Consider the following 19779-nt stretch of genomic DNA (forward strand, 5'->3'; position numbering starts at 1 on the left):
CAATAGCAAGAGTGAACCACCTGATCCCTTCCCGAACTCAGAAGTGAAACCTCTTAGCGCTGATGGTAGTGTGGCACTTGCCATGTGAGAGTAAGTCATCGCCAGCTTTTAAATATCAAACACCCCCAACCTAACGGCTGGGGGTGTTTTTTATGGCGGGGAATTTTATATCTCAACTTATTTTAATTAGATCTGACTAAAAATACTTCATACTCCTCCATCTCTTGCTTAAGATATAAACAATTTGAATCGAGCATCAGTTCATGCAGTTTAAAATTATCGCCGCTCAAGATTTGGATAGACTACAGCGACAACAGATTGCTGAGTTATGTTTTACAGCTTTTGATGAAGATCCTTGGAGTCAGTATGCCTTCATGCAAACAGCTTCTCATTTAATCTGTATATTGGATGAAAAGATTGTATCGCACGCTCTATGGACGGATCGAATGTTCATTGTTAATGACAATATCAGTGTAAAAACTGCCTATATTGAATATGTGACGACTGATCAAATGATGCGGGGGAAGGGGCTAGCATCACAGTTATTAAGATATTTAATCGATGCTTTAACTAATTTGGGTTATGAACTTGCTGCACTCCAGCCCGAAGATGATGCATTTTATAAAAAACTAGGCTGGATTTCTTGGTCGGGGGATTTATATATCAAACAAAATAGCTCTGCTTATCTGACAGATGAACATGAAATTCTGTTGTATCCATTGAGTGCTAAGCTGAAAGAATTACTATCACATCATACAGCTGATGATGCTATTTGCGCTGATTGGCGAGAGGGAGAGCTTTGGTAGTTCTAGCTATATTTTAATGCTAATTGTTTGATTTAAAATGTATATTAAGTAAGGGATTATGATAATTACTATTTGAGATTGTTAGCCTAGGAGATGCTATGGAGTTTATAAGTACCTATGGTAAGGAAATAGTTTCTTTATTAGTACCATTTATTACTTGGTTTCTGAATGTGGGGATAAAGCCTAAAGCAAAATTAATTTGGACAAATCCTCACGCATTTGTTTTCCTTGTACAAGAACCTTTGAAGGATGCTGAGGGTAATATTTTAAAGCCGATGCAAAGAGTTGAGACAGCATCGATCAAAGTTATAAATACTGGAAGAGATACTGCAAATAAAATTGAATTAATTTTTAATTGGCAGCCCCAGCATATCAATTCTTGGCCTGTTCGCTCTTATGAACAAAAGATAGCCCAAGATGGTCGCTGTACTTTAATATTTGATAACCTATCACCTAAGGAAGAGATAGGTATTGAAATAATGGGCATAAATGTTGACCTTCCTGCTTTACTTCTAGTTCGTAGCGCTGAATGTACTGCTAAAAATGTAGCTTTGAGTTGGTTCCAATCTGTACCGAATTGGAGAATTAATTTAGTTCGTGGATTAATTCTAATTGGTTTTAGCACAACAATTTATTGGGTTATCTCTTTAATTCAGTTTCTTGTTTTAAAGACACCACATTAAATCATTAGTTAGAATAACTAATGATTTGAATAAGGCGAATTTGTTTCAGGATAATTGAATTTTGTAGTAACTCTTATTTATATGCCTATAATGATTGAGAATCATTCCAAATCTAATAAGGAAATAACATGTCAACCGATCAGCAATTTCCAACACCTGCAAACCTCGGTATCGCAGTTTATTCAAATAATGCCGAAGCGATTGGTAACACACCTTTAGTCCGGATCAATCGCCTTATCAAAACGGGTGCAACGGTACTGGCAAAAGTGGAAAGCCGTAACCCTGCATTCTCAGTGAAATGTCGTATTGGTGCAGCGTTGATTGCAGATGCGGAAAAACGTGGTGTTCTTAAAACAGGTATGCATATTGTTGAGCCAACCAGTGGCAATACAGGCATTGCCTTGGCATTTGTCGCAGCAGCAAAAGGTTATCCAATTACCTTAACCATGCCAGCCAGTATGAGCTTAGAGCGTAGAAAAGTATTAAAAGCATTAGGTGCAGATCTGGTTCTGACTGATCCAGCCAAAGGTATGAAAGGTGCGGTCGATGAAGCCGTTCGTTTGGCTACTGAAAATCCAGAACAATACTTCTTACCACAACAATTTGAAAATCCAGCCAATCCACAAATTCATACAGATACCACTGGCCCTGAAATTTGGCAGGCAACCAATGGTCAAGTGGATATCTTGGTTGCAGGTGTAGGAACTGGCGGTACCATTACTGGGATTTCACGTTATTTTGAGCAAGTTCAAAATAAACCATTGTATTCAGTTGCGGTTGAACCTGCAGAATCACCAATCATCACACAAACCAAGCGTGGTGAAAGCATCACACCAGCGCCACACAAAATTCAGGGTATTGGCGCAAACTTTATTCCTAAAAATTTGGATTTAGATCTAGTTGATGAAGTGCTGCCAGTGAATAGCGTAGATGCAATTGAGTGGGCAAGAAAGTGTGCAACCCAAGAAGGCATCTTAGTAGGCATTTCAAGTGGTGCAGCATTAGCGGCAGCAGCCAAAATTGCTGAACGTCCTGAAAATGCAGGCAAAACTATTGTGGTAATCTTACCTGATAGTGGTGAACGTTATTTATCTTCAGTTTTATTTGAAGGTTTGTTTGACGAAGCTTAATTTCGTGATTCAACCAATAAAAAAACCATGCTTGAACAGCATGGTTTTTTTATTATTTAACTATTTTTAAAGTGCTTTTTTCAAGTTCTTTTCGTGATGTTTAACCGAGCGTGCATATTTCTTGGCTTTATGGCGCGTCCAGAAACTGCGTTCATAGCCAGTTGGTCCGACATTATAGTAGGCCACGGCTTTAGACCAACTGCCAGCAGATCTATAGTAAGTCGAGAGAACATGTGCACCACAGTTAATATTGACATTCTCATCATAGAGATTGCCCGGACAAGACTGACGCCAATGGCTGGAAATAATCTGGGTTAAACCGATTGCACCCGTTGGCGAGCGTGCTGAACTGTTGTAATTCGATTCTTGGCGAATGAGCGCGGCAAGTAAAGTCGGGGATACATCATAACGCTCAGCACTTTGAATAATTATTGGTGATAAACGATTTGCTGTGCTAGGCGAAACGGAATAGGCATTTTGTAAGCCTGATGAAAGTTGATTCGAGCGATTGGCAAAGGACCCGCTTAAACTGCTACATGCAGATAGACTGATTGCAAGCACAACAAGGCTGATCTTTAAAATGATTGAGGCAAACGGTTTAAAAGCCATATGTTGATCAGAAGAAGTCGATGTGAAGTGCAAAACCAGAACCCGATACCAAACAGAAGTATAAGGATGGTATGCACTCAGTTTAGGCGAGTCAATAGTAGTTATTTTACGGTAATGAATGGGGCAGAGAGGGTCATAAAAAAGCCCCGACATCTTGTCGAGACTTTCTCATATTTGGTTTCCTGCTGCCAGCTTCTGTAAATGACTACATTCTGTATTTTTTGTTATTTTGAATGAGATATCCTGTCTTTCTATGATTTATAGATTAGACGGTTGTGTCATCGTATATATTCGCTAATCACCGCAGTTGTTTTAGGTTCTTGCACAATGGAGCATTAAAGGGCTTCTTTTAAACTTTGTTCATGGCGTTTGACTGAGCTGGCATAGCGTTCAGCTTGCCGACGCATATAGGGACTTCTTCTATAACCTGTGGGGCCAACATTGTAATAGCCGAGGGCTTTTGACCAATCGCCTGTCGATTGATAGTAGTTCGCCAAGATATAAGCACCACAATTGATATTGACATGTTCATCATATAAATCACCAGGGCAGAACTGTTGCCAAAATTTTGGGCGTACTTGGGTTAGACCCACGGCATCTGCTGAAGATCGTGCACGGGTTCTATAGCTAGACTCTTGACGAATCAGCGCGGCTAATAAATGTGGTGAAATATTGTGACGCTCAGCTGTTTGCAGAATGATTGGAGCAACTCGATTTGCGGTTGTTGGTGCTACTGAAAAAGCATTTTGAATACCAGAAGACAATTTCTGGGAATGATTTACCGTAGGTGCTTTGGTTGTCGTACATGCGACAGTGAAGTAAGTACTTAAAAAAATGAGACTCAATTTGGCAAAAGTAATGTGAAAGCGAGAAAAAGAAAATTTTTTGTAAATTATCATCGTAGAAAAATTTGACCGTCATCTATAAAACATGCGGATGGTAGGGAGCAAGCCGATGGGAGTCAATGTAATCTATAGGGGTAAATCGTTTAATTTTAGATATTAAGCCAAATAAAAAAACCCCGACATCCTGTCGAGGCTTTCTCATATTTGGTTTCTTGCCGCCAACTCCTGTCAACGACCACATCCTGTGCTTGTTATTATTCTGAATGAGACATCCTGTCTCTCTATGCTTAATATATTAGTGAATCTATCTCATTCGGTATATTCGCCAATCACCACAGTCACTGTAGGCTTTTACTTACAAAATGCAAATTAGCGTTTCTTTAGAATCCAGCCGACCAACCTTTGTGCAATTGGTGCGCAGACTAATACGCTAGGAAAGGCAAACATCCATGCCACGATCCATGCAGACATCCACATCGCAAAGAAATTATCGATAAAACCCACTGCTTTTAATGTGGTGATGCCAGAGATTATACAAGACATCATGCAGGATAAAATCAATGGGAATAAAAGACTTGCTGCTTTCACGTGATCATCACTCCTTGATATGCACTTAAGCTCAATGCAAAATTTTGTCCAAACAACTGAGCGGTTTTGATATCGCCAAAATCAAAAGCATCTGCCGCACTGGAATGTTCAGCTTGTGCCATAAGGCCAGACCATGACCCGAGACGATTGGCCGCTTGCGTATACGGAACACCTTGATGTTGCTCAGGTAAAATAGGATTACCAACCCATATCATACCGTGTTGCATCGAAAAGGTGAAAAGTGAAATCAGTGTAGATTGCTTATCGCCTGCAGGCAGTGAGGAAACTGTAAATCCTGCAGCTAACTTTCCTTTAAATGCTTGTTTTTTCCATAAAGGTCCTGTGGCATCCATCAACAGTTTCAATGTGCCTGACACACCACCCAAATAGGTTGGTGAACCCCAAATCAGTCCATCATAGTGACAGAGTAATTCAGGTTGTGACATTAGCTGCTCAGCGGTGAATAAATCAATTTTAATCTGTCCAACTTGTGCGGCACCGAGTTGAATCTGTTGGGCAATAAATTGGGTATGGCCCTGACGGCTATGATAAATAATAGCAATGGATTTCATGGTTGAACTCCTCAGTGAAACCGTGCAAGCAATTGAGCGCTGAGATATAAACCGCAGCCAAAAATAGTGTGATTGATCAGACTTCGTAGGCAGTTGCGCAAAGGTTGTGCTGTTTTAGCTGAAGCAATGCCTGCTCCCATGGCGGGTTGCATGATGAAAAAGGGAATAAGCACTGTAATCACCCCGAAAATAAAGGCAGAGCTGAATTGAGGGTGTCGTAACCATACACCTCCTACAATCAGGACAAAGCTGAAGGCAAAGAGGATGCCGACACTGTAATGTGCCAGCCAACCCAAGGCATATTCCCTTTGAATGGCAGGGCTTTGCGCAATCGATGCATGGATGAACTTGCCCCGAAATATCCAACCGACCCAACGGCCCAGTAAGGCAAAATTTAAGCTCGGGAGGTGGAGTCTTTTTAACAGCAGTAGCCATATATCCATGATTATTGTGGCTCCTACGCCTAGGCATAGGATTTGAAATAATAGTTCCGCAGTTTCCATTTTTTCACCTTGATCTTTTTTGCATAAAACGCGATAAATATAGTGTGCAAATTCAAGTCAACTTGAAGTCAAGGGGTATTTATGGATATTGGAGAAGTGGCTAAACGGGCCAATGTGACCACCTCAACCTTACGCTTTTATGAGGAAAAGGGCTTAATTAGATCGATTGGTCGTCACGGATTACGTCGCCAATATGGCAAACAAGTCTTGGATCAATTGGCATTGATTGCTTTGGGGCGGGCGGCAGGTTTTTCCCTCAATGAAATTGCGCATATGTTTGGGGAGAGTGGTCAGCCCGAATTGGACCGAACCATGCTCAATCAGAAAGCAGAGCAGTTGGAACAAATGACCCGACGTTTGCACTTTATCAGCCAAGGGCTGAGACATGCAGCGGTATGCCCCGCAGAAAATCATATGCAATGCCCAACCTTTCAAAATTTTTTAAAAGCTGCGATTGCAGGAGAGTATCAACCGATCAAGCTTTAGCAACATGGAGTCAAGAGGAGTTGGCATGATTGATGGCGTAAAGCCATGAGTGACATTGTCATCTTTTCGCCATAAAGATTTCATTTTATTGCAGTAAAAACGTCATCAAAGCTTGTTTTAATTTGCGTAAATTTTTACCAAATGTATAAAACCATGAACAAGAAAACTTTATTGGCCTTATTCTGCTGTAGTGCTTTGGGTTTAACGGCTTGTAATAATGATGACAATAATCAAGATCAGAATACATCGACAGACAAAGTCACAGCACCCACACTGATTTCATTCGCCAAGCTTCCTGTCGCAACTTATGCCGCTGGACCCGATTCAGGTAAAGCGGTGAGTGGGGCCAATGGCATCTATCCTCCCTTTAAAGGACAACCCGTACAGGGCTTTTCTGCTGCCTTAAAAAATGAGGATGGCAGTTATATGGCCATGGCCGATAACGGTTTTGGTACACAAGATAATTCGGCTGATTTCTTGTTGCGTATTTATAAGATTAAAGCTGATTTTAAAACCAAGAGTAAAGGTTCGGGGCAGGTTTCTGTACAAAGCTTCATTCAGCTACGTGATCCCAATAAGCGAATTCCTTTTGAGATTGTGAATGGCAATACGGCAGAACGTTTATTGACAGGGGCAGACTTTGATCCTGAATCAATGCAACGTGCGCCAGATGGTACTTATTGGATTGGTGATGAATTTGGCCCATTCTTACTACATTTCTCGGCCGAAGGTGTATTACTCGATGCACCGATTGCTTTGCCAAATCCATTTAATCCGAGTCAAGAATTATGCTCTCCGCAAAATCAACTGAATAAAGCCAATATCAATTATGTTGAGCCATTGGTGGGGCGCAGTAGTGGTTTTGAAGGCATGGCGATTTCACCTGATGGCAAATATCTGTATCCACTACTGGAAAAACCATTGCTGAATGACTCGACAGGTCGGCTGCTGATCTCCCAGTTTGATCTTCAGAAGAAAGCCTATACGGGTGTTTATTATTGGTTTGTATTGGATAGTAAAGCCACCAATATTGGTGACTTCCAGCTGTTTAATGACAAAGAGGGCATCATTATTGAGCGCGATGTGAGTCAAAATAATCTTGGTGGCCATAAGAAACTGATTCGGATTAAATTCAATGAACCGAAGCAGGTGGTGGCACGTGAAGACTTGGTCGACTTAATGAAAATTGCCAACCCAAATGGGCTGTATGGTACAGCGCGTGAAGGCGATATTGGTACAGGCAAGCTGTTTGCCTTCCCATTTGAAACCATTGAAGATGTGATTATTGAAAATGGCACCACTTTGACGGTATTGAATGACAATAATTTCCCAGGTTCATCGGGCCGCAATGCCAAACTTGCCGATGATAATGAAATAATTCAGATCCGTTTGCCTAAAGCATTATTTTAAACATTTGATAAAAATGGCCGAAATGATCATTCCGCATTTCGGTCGAAGGCGTATACTGATCGGGCATAAGGAGTCCTCATGTCTGAATCAGTGCTGCGCCCAACCCATATTGAATATGGTTCGAAATCGTTTACTGCGATTTTATGGTCATTGTTCTTTGCTGGTTTCGCGTCATTTTCCTCGTTGTACTGTGTACAGCCGATGATGCCGATCTTTGCAGAATTCTTTCATGTCACTCCGACCCACAGTAGTTTTCCGCTCTCTTTTTCCACCATTGCACTGGCTATTGGCCTGTTGTTCACTGGCTTTATTTCCGATCGTTTCGGGCGTAAACCCATCATGGTGTTTGCCTTATTTCTGGTCTCGATTTTATTACTGATTAGTGCTTCTTTTCCAATCTGGGAAATCTTTCTAAGTACCCGTGTTTTGATTGGTCTAGCTGTTAGCGGTGTTGCTGCGGTTGCGATGACTTATATCGGAGAGGAGATCGCTCAGAAGGATATCGGTTTTGCTATGGGGCTGTATATCTCAGGTACAGCGATTGGAGGAATGGGTGGGCGTTTGATTGCAGGCGTTTTGGTTGATTTTATTTCTTGGCAATCGGCAACCTATATTATTGGCTTTCTGAATTTTGTGATTGCCTGCTTATTCTATCTGTTATTACCCAAATCACAGCATTTCAAACCATTTCCATTCCGATTTTCACGTTTTAAAGCAGCCTTTGAGCAAAATTTAAAAGACCCGAAACTACGCATTTTATTTGCCCAAGGTTTTATCTTGATGGGCTGTTTGGTGACTGTATTTAACTATATCAGTTACCACTTATTAGAAGCCCCGTTTCATCTATCGCAAACATGGATTGGTCTGATTTCAATTGCCTATCTGGCAGGGATTTATAGTTCACCCAAAGCCGCGCAATGGGGCTTTAAATATGGGCGCGATAAAGTGTTGCCAGTTTTACTGGTCATGATGATTATCGGTCTATTGATTACCTTGATTCCATCGCTCTGGACTATCTTACTGGGCCTCACAATTTTTACCTTTTCATTTTTTGCAGCACATTCGACGGCCAGCAGTTGGGTTTCTGTTCAAGCTGTTCAGTATCGAGCAGTCGCGTCTTCACTCTATTTATTCTGCTATTACATCGGCTCAAGTTTGCTTGGCAGTAGTGGAGGGTTAGTTTGGGAGCGTTTTGGATGGGGTGGAATTAATTTGAGTGTCGCTGTGGTCTTAGTGATCGGTTTTGTGCTCGCGATACACTTAATGAAGAATGAAAATAAAACGACAAATAAAGTCGCATAAACTTGATAAAAGTTCTGAAGATTTAGTAACTTAAATAAGCACCTATTTGGGTGTAGAGATAATATTAAAATTGGGGAAAATAATATGGAATTACATAGTCGCGTTTATTATAAACATCCTGATTCAACAATCATGGGGCAATTAGAAGTTTTATTTACCACACATCATGGAGATGAAGAAAAGTTCATTCAGACAGCTTTACTAATTAATCCGCAAGCAGATGAGATTACTCAAGAGCTGGTTGATTTGATCGATTCGATTGAACATGATCTTACACCAGAGACACTGTACTATGTTGATGGGTTTGCTGTGCTAGATTTTACCCATGGCTCAAATGGTGATGAAAACATTGAAAATATTTTATTATTCTTAAAAAGAGTATTACCTGATATTCATGCACAAGCTTGGGGCTGTGGTGATGATGATCCTTGGGAGTTTTGGTTCAAATTTAATGGCGATGAGCTTATCCGTGAAGATGATGAACCTTTTAATGATCCTGATGAAGATGAAGAAATTAAAGCTTCTATTTATATATGGTGGCATCAAGATTTACCTTCTGAAATTAAAGAAGGTTTCTTGAACGAAAAAGAATAATTATCATCATCTTATGACGCTGTTTCCTCAATAAGTTACAAATACTTTTTGGGGAAACACTATTGTTTGTTTTTTGAGCTATAAAAATGAATGAAATTCATGTTAAAATGATCGGCTTTCATTTTAGGGGTTAAAATACAACCAACCCCGATAAATGTCTCTCCTTCATCTGCTAGCCGAGATTCGCAAGCTATGTCTACTGCCTATACCATGCAGACTGCGCCTAAAGCGTTGTTTGATTACGACAAATATTGGGCGTCGTGTTTTGAACCCGCACCATTTTTGCCGATGTCACGAGAAGAAATGGATCTACTCGGCTGGGATGCATGTGACTTTATTTTAGTTTGTGGCGATGCTTATATTGACCATCCATCTTTTGTATCAGGTGTGATTGGGCGTGTACTTGAAGCACAAGGCTTCCGTGTCGGAATCATTGCACAACCAGACTGGACCAATGCAGAGAGCTTCCGCGTTCTAGGCAAGCCAACCATTGCATGGGGTGTGACCGCAGGGAATATGGATTCAATGATCAACCGTTATACGGCTGACCGTAAAATCCGCTCTGATGATGCCTATTCACCAAATAATGAAGCGAATAAACGCCCAGACCGTGCAGCCACGGTTTACTGTCAGCGTTGCCGTGAAGCTTTCCCAGATGTTCCAGTCTTACTTGGTGGGATTGAAGGCAGCTTACGTCGTATCGCACATTATGACTATTGGTCAGACAAAGTCCGTCGTTCGATTTTGATGGATTCTAAAGCTGATTTGCTCATGTATGGCAATGGCGAGCGTGCCATCATCGACGTGATGCATCGTTTAGCCAAAGGTGAAAAAGTCCACGAGATTACCGATGTTCGTGGTACTGCATTTATTATCAATAAACATAATAAAAAATCGAAAGCAAAATTCGTTGAAATCGCCAGTAACGATGTTGATACCATTGGTCGTGTTGATCAAATTATCAACCCCTATGTCATGACTGAAGACATTGATGGCTGTGAAGTTGAAAAAGAAAAAGGCAACTCACTGGCGCAGTATCAAAATTTCCAAAAAGAATTTGTGGCAAATCCGATCGTACGTGAAGGCGACAATCTAGATCCAGATACGCAGATCGTACAGCTGAAACCTGCACCATCAAAAGCAATTAAACATAAATTACCACCCCGTGAATTGGCGGTAATCCGTTTACCTTCTTATGAAGAAGTGGCTGAGGATCAGGTACTCTATGCACATGCCAACCGTATTTTACATCTAGAAACCAACCCCGGTAATGCGCGTGCATTGGTGCAACGTCATGGTGAGCGTGATGTTTGGATTAATCCACCGCCAATTCCTCTGACCACTGAGGAAATGGATTATGTGTTTGATTTGCCTTATGCGCGCTTACCGCATCCCGCATATGGCAATGCGCGTTTTCCAGCATTTGATATGATCAAATTCTCTGTGAATATCATGCGTGGTTGTTTTGGTGGTTGTACTTTCTGTTCGATTACCGAACATGAAGGTCGTATTATCCAAAACCGTTCGGAAGATTCAATTTTACGTGAAATTGAAAAGATCCGTGATACTGCGCCTAACTTCACTGGGATTATTTCGGACTTAGGTGGTCCAACCGCAAATATGTACCGTTTGCACTGTCAAGATCCTGAAATTGAAAAGAATTGCCGTAAACCATCGTGCGTTTATCCAGGTGTTTGTCAGAACTTACATACCGACCATGCACCTTTGGTTCAGCTTTATCGTAAAGCTCGTGAAATCAAAGGGGTGAAGAAGATTCTAATTGGTTCAGGTCTACGTTATGACTTGGCCGTACTGAACCCTGAATATGTTAAAGAATTGGTTCAGCATCATGTCGGTGGTTATCTAAAAATTGCGCCTGAGCATACCGAAAATGGCCCATTATCCAAGATGATGAAACCCGGCATCGGGACTTATGATCGCTTTAAGCAAATGTTTGAGCGTTTCAGTAAGGAAGCAGGTAAGGAACAGTATTTAATTCCATACTTTATTGCTGCGCATCCGGGTACCACCGATTACGACATGATGAATCTGGCGATCTGGTTGAAGAAGAATGGTTTCCGTGCCGATCAGGTACAGACCTTCTATCCATCGCCAATGGCAACTGCAACCACAATGTATTACTCAGGCAAAAACCCATTGTCTAAAGTGGCACGTTATACGGAAAATGTGGATATCGTGAAAGGCGAAAAGCGTCGTCGTTTGCATAAGGCATTCTTACGCTACCACGATCCAAACAACTGGCCTTTATTGCGTGAAGCCTTGAAAGAGATGGGGCGTGTAGATTTAATTGGAAATTCAAAGCAGCATTTGATTCCAACTTATCAGCCACAAGGGACTGCTGAAGGTGAATATAAATCGGCACGCAAAAAGAATTCATCTGTTGCAGGGGATTCTGCAAAACGTGGTCAAGGCCAGTCTCGTTCGCAGTCTGGTCAACAGCGTCCGCAAAAAGGACAGGTCTTAACCCAACATAATGGTTTACCACCACGTGAAACGGGTGATAAAAGACCATTTTCAGGAAAGCCAAAGTCTAAAACCAAAGCACATCGTTAATTTAGTATAGAAGAGGGCATGAGAGCGTTCATGCCTTCTTTTTTATGCCTAAATTGTCGTGTGGTCACAATTTGATCGCAAAACTATCGCCCATAGAAACATAAACTGACAATAACGACTTGAATCTTGGATGCCGAATGATTATAAATAAAGTGCAGAGGGCTATTACGACTTTGGTCGTCTAGGAAAACACGATTAAAAAACTTAAGTTTGCACTGCAAAATGACTTTGCTATCGATGTTCTTGATTAAAAAAATTGGCATAAAGCCAAAATGATTATAAAAAATCTAAAGGGATTAGTTAGAAATGTATTATTTTATAACAACAGTTGGGTTGCTGTTGATCACAGCACTTGCACTTCGCCGCCTACAACAAAATAGGCGTCAGGATAGTCCGTTAAAACGCCGTGGTATTTTGAATATCGCAGAACAAATTACACTCATGCGTTTGCAGGCTGTTTTACCTCGTCATACCATGTTGGCACATGTTTCTTTTGATGCTCTACTGACTACAAAATTTGCACATACACGCCGTAAGTATCAAGGTTTAGTTGCTGATTTTGTGGTTTTAGATCAACAGCATCAAGTGCTTGCAATTATTGAGATTGCAGACGAATCTTATGTGAACCGGCTGCATCAAAAGCACTATCAAGACAGTTTGCTTGAGTTGGCTGGCTATCGTGTACTACGTTATAGCAGTATTCCGACTGAGCAAGAGCTCAGAGAGGATTTGGTACCTGATCTGTTTGAACCTGCGACGGTTTCAACCGCTTCCACGACAACATCAATGCCAATCGCGAAAGCGGATCGAATGATGAAATATAATGAATTTGCAGTGAAATCTTATTAAGGAAGAACGGCAGTGACCGTCATCTCAACCAGTACATCTGGTGTATAGAGCTTAGATTCGACACAGGTTCGTGCTGGGGGATGTCCCTCAGCAATCCATGCGTCCCATACTGCATTCATTGCCGCATAATCTTTTTCAATGTCTTTTAAAAAGATCAGTACAGATAGAATATGGGTTTTATCTGTGCCTGCTTCTGCCAATAAACGATCAATATTATCTAAGGTCTGCTGTGTCTGTGCGGTTACATCAACACTGGTATCATCAGCCAATTGACCTGCTAAATGAACAAGATTTCCCGAAATTGCAACTTCGCAATAACGTGATGTGACATGAAGGCGTTGCACAGACATAGTGATTCCATAATCGAAAAGTATAGTGGGGATTGTACTTGATGCCATTCAGCTGCAATGTAATTTTCTATAAATCAGGCTAAAAAAGTTTCTATTTCCATTAAGTTACGATGTTTGAAAACTAAAATGCAGCGTTGTTGTGGGCAAATAATAATATTTCCCAGATTCAAAAACTGAATTTTGGCTTGCCGTAATTGATTCAGACAGCTTGCAATCGAACTGTGTAAAGGACATAGCTGTTTAAGTTGTTTTAACGCTAAATAAGTCGTTTGGTACATGGTTTTATTCCTTATCAATCCCGTGAAAGGGGGCGAAGACATTACTTCGTCCTTATATATTTTTATTGGCTTTGTTGTTCGGATTGGTACCAGTTGACATGACGGGTGATGAACATGACGCAGGCAATCAGGATGAAGGACAGGATGGAGCCAAATAAGAAGGTCTTACCACTGGATTGCAGTAATAGATACATCATGCCGTAGAGCACACTGAGTAGAATTCCGAATAACAGCGCAGGCTTAACCCCTTTGACCACAAAATATAAATACCATGTGATGAGACCGACACAAGCGATTGCTGCCACTAGATAGGCGAGTGAAAAGGCGTAATATTCACTAATTGAAAGTAACAACACGAAGAACGCACCTTGTGCCATGGCAACCAGTGCATATTGCACAGGGTGGATTTTGAGTTGTTTTAAAACTTCAAACAGGAAGAAGCAGCCAAAGGTAATGATGATCACCATCACGCCATATTTAATGGCACGATCGGTTTGGGTATAGATATTGACAGGCTCTAGGAATTGAGTCGAAATGCCTGAAATATTGGAGGGGACGCGGCTATCATAGGCAGCTTCTGCGGGTGCATTTTCTGCATTTAAGACCTGATAAAAGCACTGGCTATTTTCGCACAGTGAAACATTTTCTAAATTACGTTTACCCAGTGCGATATTTTTCCAGTCTGCCTGAAATTGGTGTTTTTCACTGGATTTTTTAAAGGGTAGGCTTTGCCCATCGTATTTAACATCGCCCCAGTTACCTGTGGCTTGATAGGTCATTTCATAACTGGTTGGAATGAAGCTGAATTCACTCAGTCCTTCAAGCTCGAACTGCAAGCCAAACTTAAAACCCTGTTGGAACTTTTGCACCAGTTCAGGGTATTGCTTAGCCGTCAGATGCATCAGATCAAAACCGCGTTGTCCTTGGCTTTGCGCAGAAAAGTCGAACTTATAGGCTTTGCCATCAATATTGAAGATTGGTTTGGCATTCAACCCACGCGCATCTTGGATCGGAAAAATAATTTCAGCCTGTTCCCATAGATAATCACGTTTTGCTTCGTTATCGATGGCCTTAAATGTACCTTTGCCTGACATCGAATTTTGATAACTGATTGCTTTATAAATATTACGCCTATAGGTACTGTCCGAAACTTTAAATTGTGCACTCCAGTTGGTCGTTTCAGCACCTACAGCGACAAATAGGGTTTGCGTACAGGTATAGCTTTTCTTTTGTTCATCGGTACAGGTGGTTTGTACTTGGTAGGGCAGTTTTAAATAAGGTGCAACGATTTGTTGTGGACGAATTTGTTCGTTGGCGATGTCATGAATGACTTGTTGTTGATAGCTTTGGCGTTCTGAGACCAAGCTCGAAATAAAAAACAAACCAATATAAAAAATCAAAATCAGGAACAGAATGGCTCCGATTTTAAGATTGATAAAATTGCGACGCATATGAAATTCCATGGTCATTAGGATATGACCAGTATCTATATGCGAGATGCGCTTCGGATGAGTTCGGTTTGAAGCTTAAGTGAAGTTTGTGTGAAGTATGAGGGTCAAGAGCACACCAGATTGATGGGTTGCTAAGAAGTCGAGGCGATTCGCTTCAATATTCTGGATACTAATCTGACCGTGGTGCTGCTGAATAATCTGTTTGACGATACTGAGTCCAATGCCGGTACTGCGTTGCTGATTATGTGGGCGCGGTAGAGAAAAATAGGTTTCAAATACACGGTTTAAGGCGTATTCAGGAATCGCATCGCCCTCATTAAAAAACAACAAAGTGATGCTTTGATGGCTTGGGTCTTGCTGAACTTGAACTGCGATTTTCCCCTGTGGAGAACAGAAATCTCTGGCGTTATCTAACAGATTATTCAACGCTTGTTTTAGCCAAAAGGGATCGGCGTGGATCAAGCAGTGTTGGGGGAGATCAAGCCGTGTTTGGATCTGTTTCAGCTGCAAAGCACTATGTTGTTGCTGAAAGCATTGTTGAATGAGTTCGTTCAGGTCTAAGTTTTGAAACTCTAAAGCATGCTGATTTTTTTCGAGTCGTGTTAATAACAACATCCGTTCAATTAATGACTGCAAACGCTGGCTTTGCTGGACGATATGATGGGCAAACTGTTGCTGATCAGCCAGTGGTAAGTCATCCTGTAGTAATTCAGCGCTGGCTTGAATCGCGGTGAGGGGGCTTTTGAGTTCATGGGTCAATGTATTGACATAGTTCTCCACATAGCCACGATCTTCCAGTTTTTCCCGCATTTCGCTCAGTGCTTGAGTCACTTGGTTGAGTTCTTTGGCGGAATAAAAGAATGGTGCCTGATTCACCGGTGCCAATGCCTGTGCATAGCGTCGGACCCGATCAATACTGTGTCTTAGCCAATATGCCACCATACTCGCCAATAATAAACTGAGTGCTGCGATCCATAAGGCTTGGTAAATTAATTGCTGTTCGGCTCGCTCGATATAAGGTTGTACCGACTGATTTGGTTTACCAATACTGACCACACCAAGCAATTGTTGTTGGTAAATAATCGGCGCTGCAATATGCATGACACTACTGTTGCGGTCGTAGGGATTGGTGGCTGTTGAACGTGCGCCGTATTTGCCACGTAGCGTTAAGTAGACATCATTCCATTTTGAATAGTCTTGTCCTACGGCTTGCCCTTCAGAATCATAAATCACGATGCCTTTGGGATCGGTAATGTACAGTTGCTGGTTAATCTGTTCTTTGCGATGCTGCCAAATGGTGGCATTCAGTTGACGGGACAAAGCTGCCTGAATTTTTTGATCAAATTCGGGCGTATCCACCTGATGTTGATAGACATCTTCCGCAATCAGTTGGGCAATGATATTGGCGTTTTCAGCGAGGGTATCTTCAACTACTTGCCGTACATTGGGTTTCACTTGCTGGGTCAGGGTATAGGCGATAAAACCTAGACTCAATACCACCACCAAGCTAAAGAAAAACCAGATACGGACAAAGATAGACATAATTTTATAACCTCTAAATCGAGGATGGAAATGGAAGCATTATTTTTTCTGCTTCAATTTCAAAAAGATCACCAGATTGGACTTCTATTTGTATGAATGAATTTCCATTCTCTAAAATGGATAAGTTTAATATCTGATTTATTGAAATACTTTCACCCCACTCATTTTTCTGAGAGATATTAAATCTTTTAAATTTTTCTGCAATTAGCATTATGTCTTCTGATTGGTTGTTTTTTAGATGAATCTTAAGATGAGATTGGATCCAATCTAAGTGAATAGAGATGAGAGACCAATCATGCATACTTATATTTTTTTCCATAATTGATAGTCTAGCTGTTGAGATTATATTTAGAAACAGACCTTAGAATTGCATCAAACTATAGCCAAAGCCACGATGAGTACGAATAGGGTCATCATCTGGGGTAATCTGTTTGAGCTTTTGCCTTAAACTCTTGATATGCGTATCGACGGTACGTTCCAAACTATGCTCTGGATGTTCCCAAATATGATCCATCAATTGTTGGCGGCTAAACACCTGTTCTGGGTGCTGAATCAGTAAAAATAACAAGCGGTATTCATAGCGAGTCAGTTGTAGCATTTGTTGATGATAATGAATCTGCAAGGACTGAGGGTTACATGACCAGATTGCCGATTGCAAAATGACTTCAGTTTTCGTGGCTGCTACAGAGGCAATAACAGGCTGAGCTTGCGCTTCCATTCTGCGCCAAATCGCTTTGATTCTTGCCACAATTTCTCGTGCGCTAAAGGGCTTGCTGCAATAATCATCCGCTCCAATTTCGAGCCCCACCACTCGATCAATTTCATCATCACGGGCTGTTAAAAACAGTAAAGGTGTTTGGTATTTTTGGCGTAATTGTTTGCAGACTTCGAAACCATTCAGGTCAGGAAGTCCTACGTCTAAAATAATGAAATCAAAGGATTGTTGTGTCAGTAATTGCAGTGCCTGTGTCCCTGTATTGGCCCAACTGACTTGCCAGCCTTCACGCTCAAGTGCATAACGTAATGGGAGTACAATTGCGGCTTCATCTTCGACACAGAGAATTTGTTTTTGCTTCATAAGACAGGTGTAATGCGCAATATTCTAATTTTATGCACTTAGTTTAACTGAAGTCTTGGAGGAGAGAAGAATTAAATTCAGAATTTTTACAGTGAGGGGAGTTTGTAAAGCACACTTGAAGTGCCCTGTAATATTCGGATTTGATCGTCACGCCAACCACAGGAGCAGATGCTAAAAGTGAGGTTTTCTTTAGCAAAGCAAGTAACATGGATAATGTTACTGCGTTGCTTAGAGTACTGAAAACTGGATAAAAAGCAAACATAAATTTCAGTCAGCGTTGTATGGTTGTGCAAAAAAACAGCATCACCATAAAGAAAGTTGTGATTCTTCCTGTAGCGGTTGCAATTGATAAACACCTACCCCAACCAGACGAAATTGAAATTCTGGGTCGATATGCATTTCATCGAGCAGTTGTAATAGCACTTGGGCTAAATCCTGTTGCGATTGTAGCGCTTGCTTAAAGCTTTTACTGTGTTGTAAGACTTGGAAATTTTTAAGCTTGAGTTTGACCGTCACACCACGCGCGGCTAGCTGTTTTTTATTCAGACTACGCCAGACTTGCTCGGTCAATGGCTGCCATGCATGGCTGCATTGAGCAAGGGTATAATCATCATCAAAAGTAATTTCCTTGGAAATTTGCTGACGTTCCCGTTCTGCTTTGACAGGTCGGTGATCAATGCCTTGCGCATATAAATACAGCTGTTTGCCGTACTTCCCAAAATGATGAATCAGCACATTTTCGTCAATTTTTTGCAGATCACCTAAGGTATGCAAATTTAGTTGTTGCAGTCGTTCTTGGGTGACTTTTCCCACCCCAGGAATTTTATTCAAGGCTAAATCTTGAATAAAACGTAGTACCTGATTCGGTTTAATCACAAATAAGCCATTGGGTTTGTTCCAATCCGAGGCAATTTTTGCCAAGAACTTATTCGGTGCCACGCCTGCGGACGCGGTCAAGCCTGTGACTGCAAAAATATCAGCACGGATCTGTGTGGCGACTTCGGTGGCACTGGCAATATTTTTTAAATTTTCAGTCACATCCAGATAGGCCTCATCTAAAGACAGCGGTTCAATCAAGGGCGTGTATTGCTGAAAAATCTGATGAATTTGCGCTGAAACTTCGCGGTATTTTTCAAAATTAGGTTCGATCACGATGACCTGTGGACAGAGTTTTTTGGCTTGTCCCATCGACATGGCTGAACGGAGTCCAAAGACACGGGCAGGATAAGAGGCTGCGGCAATCACTGCACGAGGATGATGTGAGGAAATCACCACTGGCAAATCTTTTAGCTCAGGGCGGTCTTTGAGCTCGACTGAGGCATAAAAGGCATCCATGTCGATATGGATGATTTTGCGTAACTCATTTGGCATCTTCAATGCCTTGTGCTTTCAGAAAAATCCGCCATTGCTTTGGTGATTCGGCATAAACATTTAAATCCACGGCTTTGGGAACGCCGTCGATTTTGCCTTGACTGCTATGCTGCCAAAACAGCCATTGTCGACCATCTTTGAGTTCAGGTTTGCCCTCATAATCACGAACCCAAACAGGCGTCTGATTAAAGTTCCCCATCAAGACAATGTGATAAAAGCTTTTAGAAATATAAAAAATCGGCTGTTTACCATAGTGTTTTTGCAGTTGGTCATGCATGACCTGAATTTGTTTGAGTAGCTGCTCTTTGGTATAGGTATTAATGCAATTACTGTCGTATTCCAGATCAATCACAGGCGGCAGGGCATCGGCCTTTTTCGGAACGGTCGCAATAAAATTTTCTGCTTGTATAGCACCATCACGACACAGGCGGTAAAAATGATAAGCACCCACATGCAGACCTTGTTCACGCGCCTTTAACCAATTCTGCTGAAAGTTGCGATCTTTAAAATCACCGCCTTCAGTTGCTTTGAGATAGACGAATTGATATTGCATCGGTGAGATTTTCTTCCAGTTAATCTCACCTTGGTGATGAGACACATCAAAGCCACGGATGGAATAATCTTGTGCCGAGGCTTTTTGCTGATAGAACAAACCAAAGTAACTGACCACACCCAACATGACGGCTAAACCGATACTGACGTAAGTCGGATAATGTTGAGCACGTGGAAATTTTATCGATTTTTTTGCCATATCATTT

General features: G+C 41.4%; 22 protein-coding genes and 1 rRNA gene. 10 read left to right on the plus strand and 13 right to left on the minus strand.

Annotated features, from left to right (window positions below; translation table 11 throughout):
• The 4 genes from rrf to cysK form a co-directional block, all read left to right on the plus strand.
• A 5S ribosomal RNA gene (gene rrf / locus GBI66_RS14520) occupies positions 1–107 on the plus strand; the annotation flags it as partial.
• Between the two features lie 156 nt (positions 108–263).
• Positions 264–806 carry a GNAT family N-acetyltransferase gene (locus tag GBI66_RS14525; RefSeq protein ID WP_151716582.1) on the plus strand — a complete coding sequence of 181 codons (543 nt, stop codon included), beginning with the start codon at positions 264–266 and terminating at the stop codon, positions 804–806.
• A 98-nt stretch (positions 807–904) separates the two neighbouring features.
• A complete protein-coding gene (locus GBI66_RS14530) occupies positions 905–1489 on the plus strand; it encodes a hypothetical protein (RefSeq protein ID WP_078197427.1) in 585 nt (194 codons plus the stop codon).
• Positions 1490–1617: 128 nt separating this feature from the next.
• Entirely contained in the window at positions 1618–2619 is a 1002-nt protein-coding gene (gene cysK, locus GBI66_RS14535) for a cysteine synthase A (protein WP_151716583.1), read from the plus strand.
• Positions 2620–2685: 66 nt separating this feature from the next.
• On the opposite strand, the gene GBI66_RS14540 is transcribed toward cysK, so the two are convergent.
• From GBI66_RS14540 to GBI66_RS14560, 5 genes are all read right to left on the minus strand, one after another.
• The gene (locus GBI66_RS14540) at positions 2686–3228 is read right to left on the minus strand and encodes a lytic transglycosylase domain-containing protein (RefSeq protein WP_005191647.1); all 543 of its coding nucleotides are present in this window, start codon (positions 3226–3228) and stop codon (positions 2686–2688) included.
• 335 nt (positions 3229–3563) lie between these two features.
• Positions 3564–4127, minus strand: coding sequence for a lytic transglycosylase domain-containing protein (locus GBI66_RS14545; protein WP_151716584.1), 564 nt, complete (start codon positions 4125–4127; stop codon positions 3564–3566).
• Positions 4128–4442: 315 nt separating this feature from the next.
• Positions 4443–4661 (minus strand): DUF2798 domain-containing protein, encoded by a 219-nt coding sequence (locus GBI66_RS14550; RefSeq protein WP_005191653.1) that lies wholly within the window; start codon positions 4659–4661, stop codon positions 4443–4445.
• Positions 4658–5233, minus strand: a complete 576-nt coding sequence (locus GBI66_RS14555; protein WP_151716585.1) for a flavodoxin family protein — start codon at positions 5231–5233, stop codon at positions 4658–4660. The genes GBI66_RS14550 and GBI66_RS14555 overlap by 4 nt, the downstream gene beginning before the upstream one ends.
• 11 nt (positions 5234–5244) lie before the next feature.
• Entirely contained in the window at positions 5245–5736 is a 492-nt protein-coding gene (locus GBI66_RS14560) for a DUF2938 domain-containing protein (protein WP_151716586.1), read from the minus strand.
• A gap of 81 nt (positions 5737–5817) precedes the next feature.
• On the opposite strand from GBI66_RS14560, the gene GBI66_RS14565 reads away from it, so the two are divergent.
• The 6 genes from GBI66_RS14565 to GBI66_RS14590 all read left to right on the plus strand — a co-directional run bounded on the left by GBI66_RS14565 (position 5818) and on the right by GBI66_RS14590 (position 12951).
• The gene (locus GBI66_RS14565; protein ID WP_151716587.1) at positions 5818–6222 is read left to right on the plus strand and encodes a helix-turn-helix domain-containing protein; all 405 of its coding nucleotides are present in this window, start codon (positions 5818–5820) and stop codon (positions 6220–6222) included.
• Positions 6223–6375: 153 nt separating this feature from the next.
• Positions 6376–7632, plus strand: coding sequence for an esterase-like activity of phytase family protein (locus tag GBI66_RS14570; protein ID WP_171494321.1), 1257 nt, complete (start codon positions 6376–6378; stop codon positions 7630–7632).
• A gap of 78 nt (positions 7633–7710) precedes the next feature.
• On the plus strand, positions 7711–8934 hold the full coding sequence (locus tag GBI66_RS14575; RefSeq protein WP_151716589.1) for an MFS transporter: 1224 nt from the start codon (positions 7711–7713) through the stop codon (positions 8932–8934).
• 84 nt (positions 8935–9018) lie between these two features.
• Positions 9019–9528, plus strand: a complete 510-nt coding sequence (locus tag GBI66_RS14580) for a hypothetical protein (RefSeq protein ID WP_151716590.1) — start codon at positions 9019–9021, stop codon at positions 9526–9528.
• Positions 9529–9720: 192 nt separating this feature from the next.
• Positions 9721–12102: a YgiQ family radical SAM protein gene (locus tag GBI66_RS14585; protein WP_151716591.1), complete on the plus strand. Its 2382-nt coding sequence runs from the start codon at positions 9721–9723 to the stop codon at positions 12100–12102.
• 306 nt (positions 12103–12408) lie between these two features.
• Positions 12409–12951, plus strand: a complete 543-nt coding sequence (locus tag GBI66_RS14590) for a DUF2726 domain-containing protein (protein ID WP_005191674.1) — start codon at positions 12409–12411, stop codon at positions 12949–12951.
• Here GBI66_RS14590 and GBI66_RS14595 read toward each other — a convergent pair.
• The 8 genes from GBI66_RS14595 to GBI66_RS14630 all read right to left on the minus strand — a co-directional run bounded on the left by GBI66_RS14595 (position 12948) and on the right by GBI66_RS14630 (position 19772).
• Positions 12948–13301 carry a RidA family protein gene (locus GBI66_RS14595; RefSeq protein WP_005191677.1) on the minus strand — a complete coding sequence of 118 codons (354 nt, stop codon included), beginning with the start codon at positions 13299–13301 and terminating at the stop codon, positions 12948–12950. The two genes, GBI66_RS14590 and GBI66_RS14595, sit on opposite strands and share 4 nt — an antisense overlap.
• 74 nt (positions 13302–13375) lie before the next feature.
• Complete coding sequence (locus GBI66_RS14600) at positions 13376–13579, minus strand: hypothetical protein (protein ID WP_004802052.1); 204 nt, start codon at positions 13577–13579, stop codon at positions 13376–13378.
• A 62-nt stretch (positions 13580–13641) separates the two neighbouring features.
• Positions 13642–15030 (minus strand): cell envelope integrity protein CreD, encoded by a 1389-nt coding sequence (gene creD / locus GBI66_RS14605; RefSeq protein WP_151716592.1) that lies wholly within the window; start codon positions 15028–15030, stop codon positions 13642–13644.
• Positions 15031–15105: 75 nt separating this feature from the next.
• Positions 15106–16572 carry a two-component system sensor histidine kinase CreC gene (gene creC, locus GBI66_RS14610; RefSeq protein WP_151716593.1) on the minus strand — a complete coding sequence of 489 codons (1467 nt, stop codon included), beginning with the start codon at positions 16570–16572 and terminating at the stop codon, positions 15106–15108.
• A gap of 13 nt (positions 16573–16585) precedes the next feature.
• Positions 16586–16891: a hypothetical protein gene (locus GBI66_RS14615; RefSeq protein WP_151716594.1), complete on the minus strand. Its 306-nt coding sequence runs from the start codon at positions 16889–16891 to the stop codon at positions 16586–16588.
• A 42-nt stretch (positions 16892–16933) separates the two neighbouring features.
• The gene (gene creB / locus GBI66_RS14620) at positions 16934–17650 is read right to left on the minus strand and encodes a two-component system response regulator CreB (RefSeq protein ID WP_151716595.1); all 717 of its coding nucleotides are present in this window, start codon (positions 17648–17650) and stop codon (positions 16934–16936) included.
• A 303-nt stretch (positions 17651–17953) separates the two neighbouring features.
• Positions 17954–19021: a DNA polymerase IV gene (gene dinB / locus GBI66_RS14625; protein WP_151716596.1), complete on the minus strand. Its 1068-nt coding sequence runs from the start codon at positions 19019–19021 to the stop codon at positions 17954–17956.
• Positions 19011–19772 (minus strand): GH25 family lysozyme, encoded by a 762-nt coding sequence (locus tag GBI66_RS14630; protein ID WP_078197399.1) that lies wholly within the window; start codon positions 19770–19772, stop codon positions 19011–19013. The genes dinB and GBI66_RS14630 overlap by 11 nt, the downstream gene beginning before the upstream one ends.
• Positions 19773–19779 lie beyond the last annotated feature (7 nt).

It is taken from the genome of Acinetobacter sp. TUM15071 (assembly GCF_008980925.1).
Classification (GTDB): domain Bacteria; phylum Pseudomonadota; class Gammaproteobacteria; order Pseudomonadales; family Moraxellaceae; genus Acinetobacter; species Acinetobacter dispersus.

What these genes read in the sequence shown, in the direction of transcription:
- GBI66_RS14570 (WP_171494321.1), top strand. Translation starts at nt 6,376, where the DNA reads ATGAACAAGAAAACTTTATTGGCCTTATTCTGCTGTAGTGCTTTGGGT.
- dinB (WP_151716596.1), bottom strand. Translation starts at nt 19,021, where the DNA reads ATGCCAAATGAGTTACGCAAAATCATCCATATCGACATGGATGCCTTT.
- GBI66_RS14545 (WP_151716584.1), bottom strand. Translation starts at nt 4,127, where the DNA reads ATGATAATTTACAAAAAATTTTCTTTTTCTCGCTTTCACATTACTTTT.
- GBI66_RS14560 (WP_151716586.1), bottom strand. Translation starts at nt 5,736, where the DNA reads ATGGAAACTGCGGAACTATTATTTCAAATCCTATGCCTAGGCGTAGGA.
- GBI66_RS14555 (WP_151716585.1), bottom strand. Translation starts at nt 5,233, where the DNA reads ATGAAATCCATTGCTATTATTTATCATAGCCGTCAGGGCCATACCCAA.
- GBI66_RS14540 (WP_005191647.1), bottom strand. Translation starts at nt 3,228, where the DNA reads ATGGCTTTTAAACCGTTTGCCTCAATCATTTTAAAGATCAGCCTTGTT.
- GBI66_RS14615 (WP_151716594.1), bottom strand. Translation starts at nt 16,891, where the DNA reads ATGGAAAAAAATATAAGTATGCATGATTGGTCTCTCATCTCTATTCAC.
- GBI66_RS14565 (WP_151716587.1), top strand. Translation starts at nt 5,818, where the DNA reads ATGGATATTGGAGAAGTGGCTAAACGGGCCAATGTGACCACCTCAACC.
- creC (WP_151716593.1), bottom strand. Translation starts at nt 16,572, where the DNA reads ATGTCTATCTTTGTCCGTATCTGGTTTTTCTTTAGCTTGGTGGTGGTA.
- GBI66_RS14580 (WP_151716590.1), top strand. Translation starts at nt 9,019, where the DNA reads ATGGAATTACATAGTCGCGTTTATTATAAACATCCTGATTCAACAATC.
- GBI66_RS14530 (WP_078197427.1), top strand. Translation starts at nt 905, where the DNA reads ATGGAGTTTATAAGTACCTATGGTAAGGAAATAGTTTCTTTATTAGTA.
- GBI66_RS14600 (WP_004802052.1), bottom strand. Translation starts at nt 13,579, where the DNA reads ATGTACCAAACGACTTATTTAGCGTTAAAACAACTTAAACAGCTATGT.
- cysK (WP_151716583.1), top strand. Translation starts at nt 1,618, where the DNA reads ATGTCAACCGATCAGCAATTTCCAACACCTGCAAACCTCGGTATCGCA.
- GBI66_RS14595 (WP_005191677.1), bottom strand. Translation starts at nt 13,301, where the DNA reads ATGTCTGTGCAACGCCTTCATGTCACATCACGTTATTGCGAAGTTGCA.
- GBI66_RS14525 (WP_151716582.1), top strand. Translation starts at nt 264, where the DNA reads ATGCAGTTTAAAATTATCGCCGCTCAAGATTTGGATAGACTACAGCGA.
- GBI66_RS14630 (WP_078197399.1), bottom strand. Translation starts at nt 19,772, where the DNA reads ATGGCAAAAAAATCGATAAAATTTCCACGTGCTCAACATTATCCGACT.
- GBI66_RS14590 (WP_005191674.1), top strand. Translation starts at nt 12,409, where the DNA reads ATGTATTATTTTATAACAACAGTTGGGTTGCTGTTGATCACAGCACTT.
- creB (WP_151716595.1), bottom strand. Translation starts at nt 17,650, where the DNA reads ATGAAGCAAAAACAAATTCTCTGTGTCGAAGATGAAGCCGCAATTGTA.
- GBI66_RS14585 (WP_151716591.1), top strand. Translation starts at nt 9,721, where the DNA reads ATGTCTACTGCCTATACCATGCAGACTGCGCCTAAAGCGTTGTTTGAT.
- GBI66_RS14575 (WP_151716589.1), top strand. Translation starts at nt 7,711, where the DNA reads ATGTCTGAATCAGTGCTGCGCCCAACCCATATTGAATATGGTTCGAAA.
- creD (WP_151716592.1), bottom strand. Translation starts at nt 15,030, where the DNA reads ATGCGTCGCAATTTTATCAATCTTAAAATCGGAGCCATTCTGTTCCTG.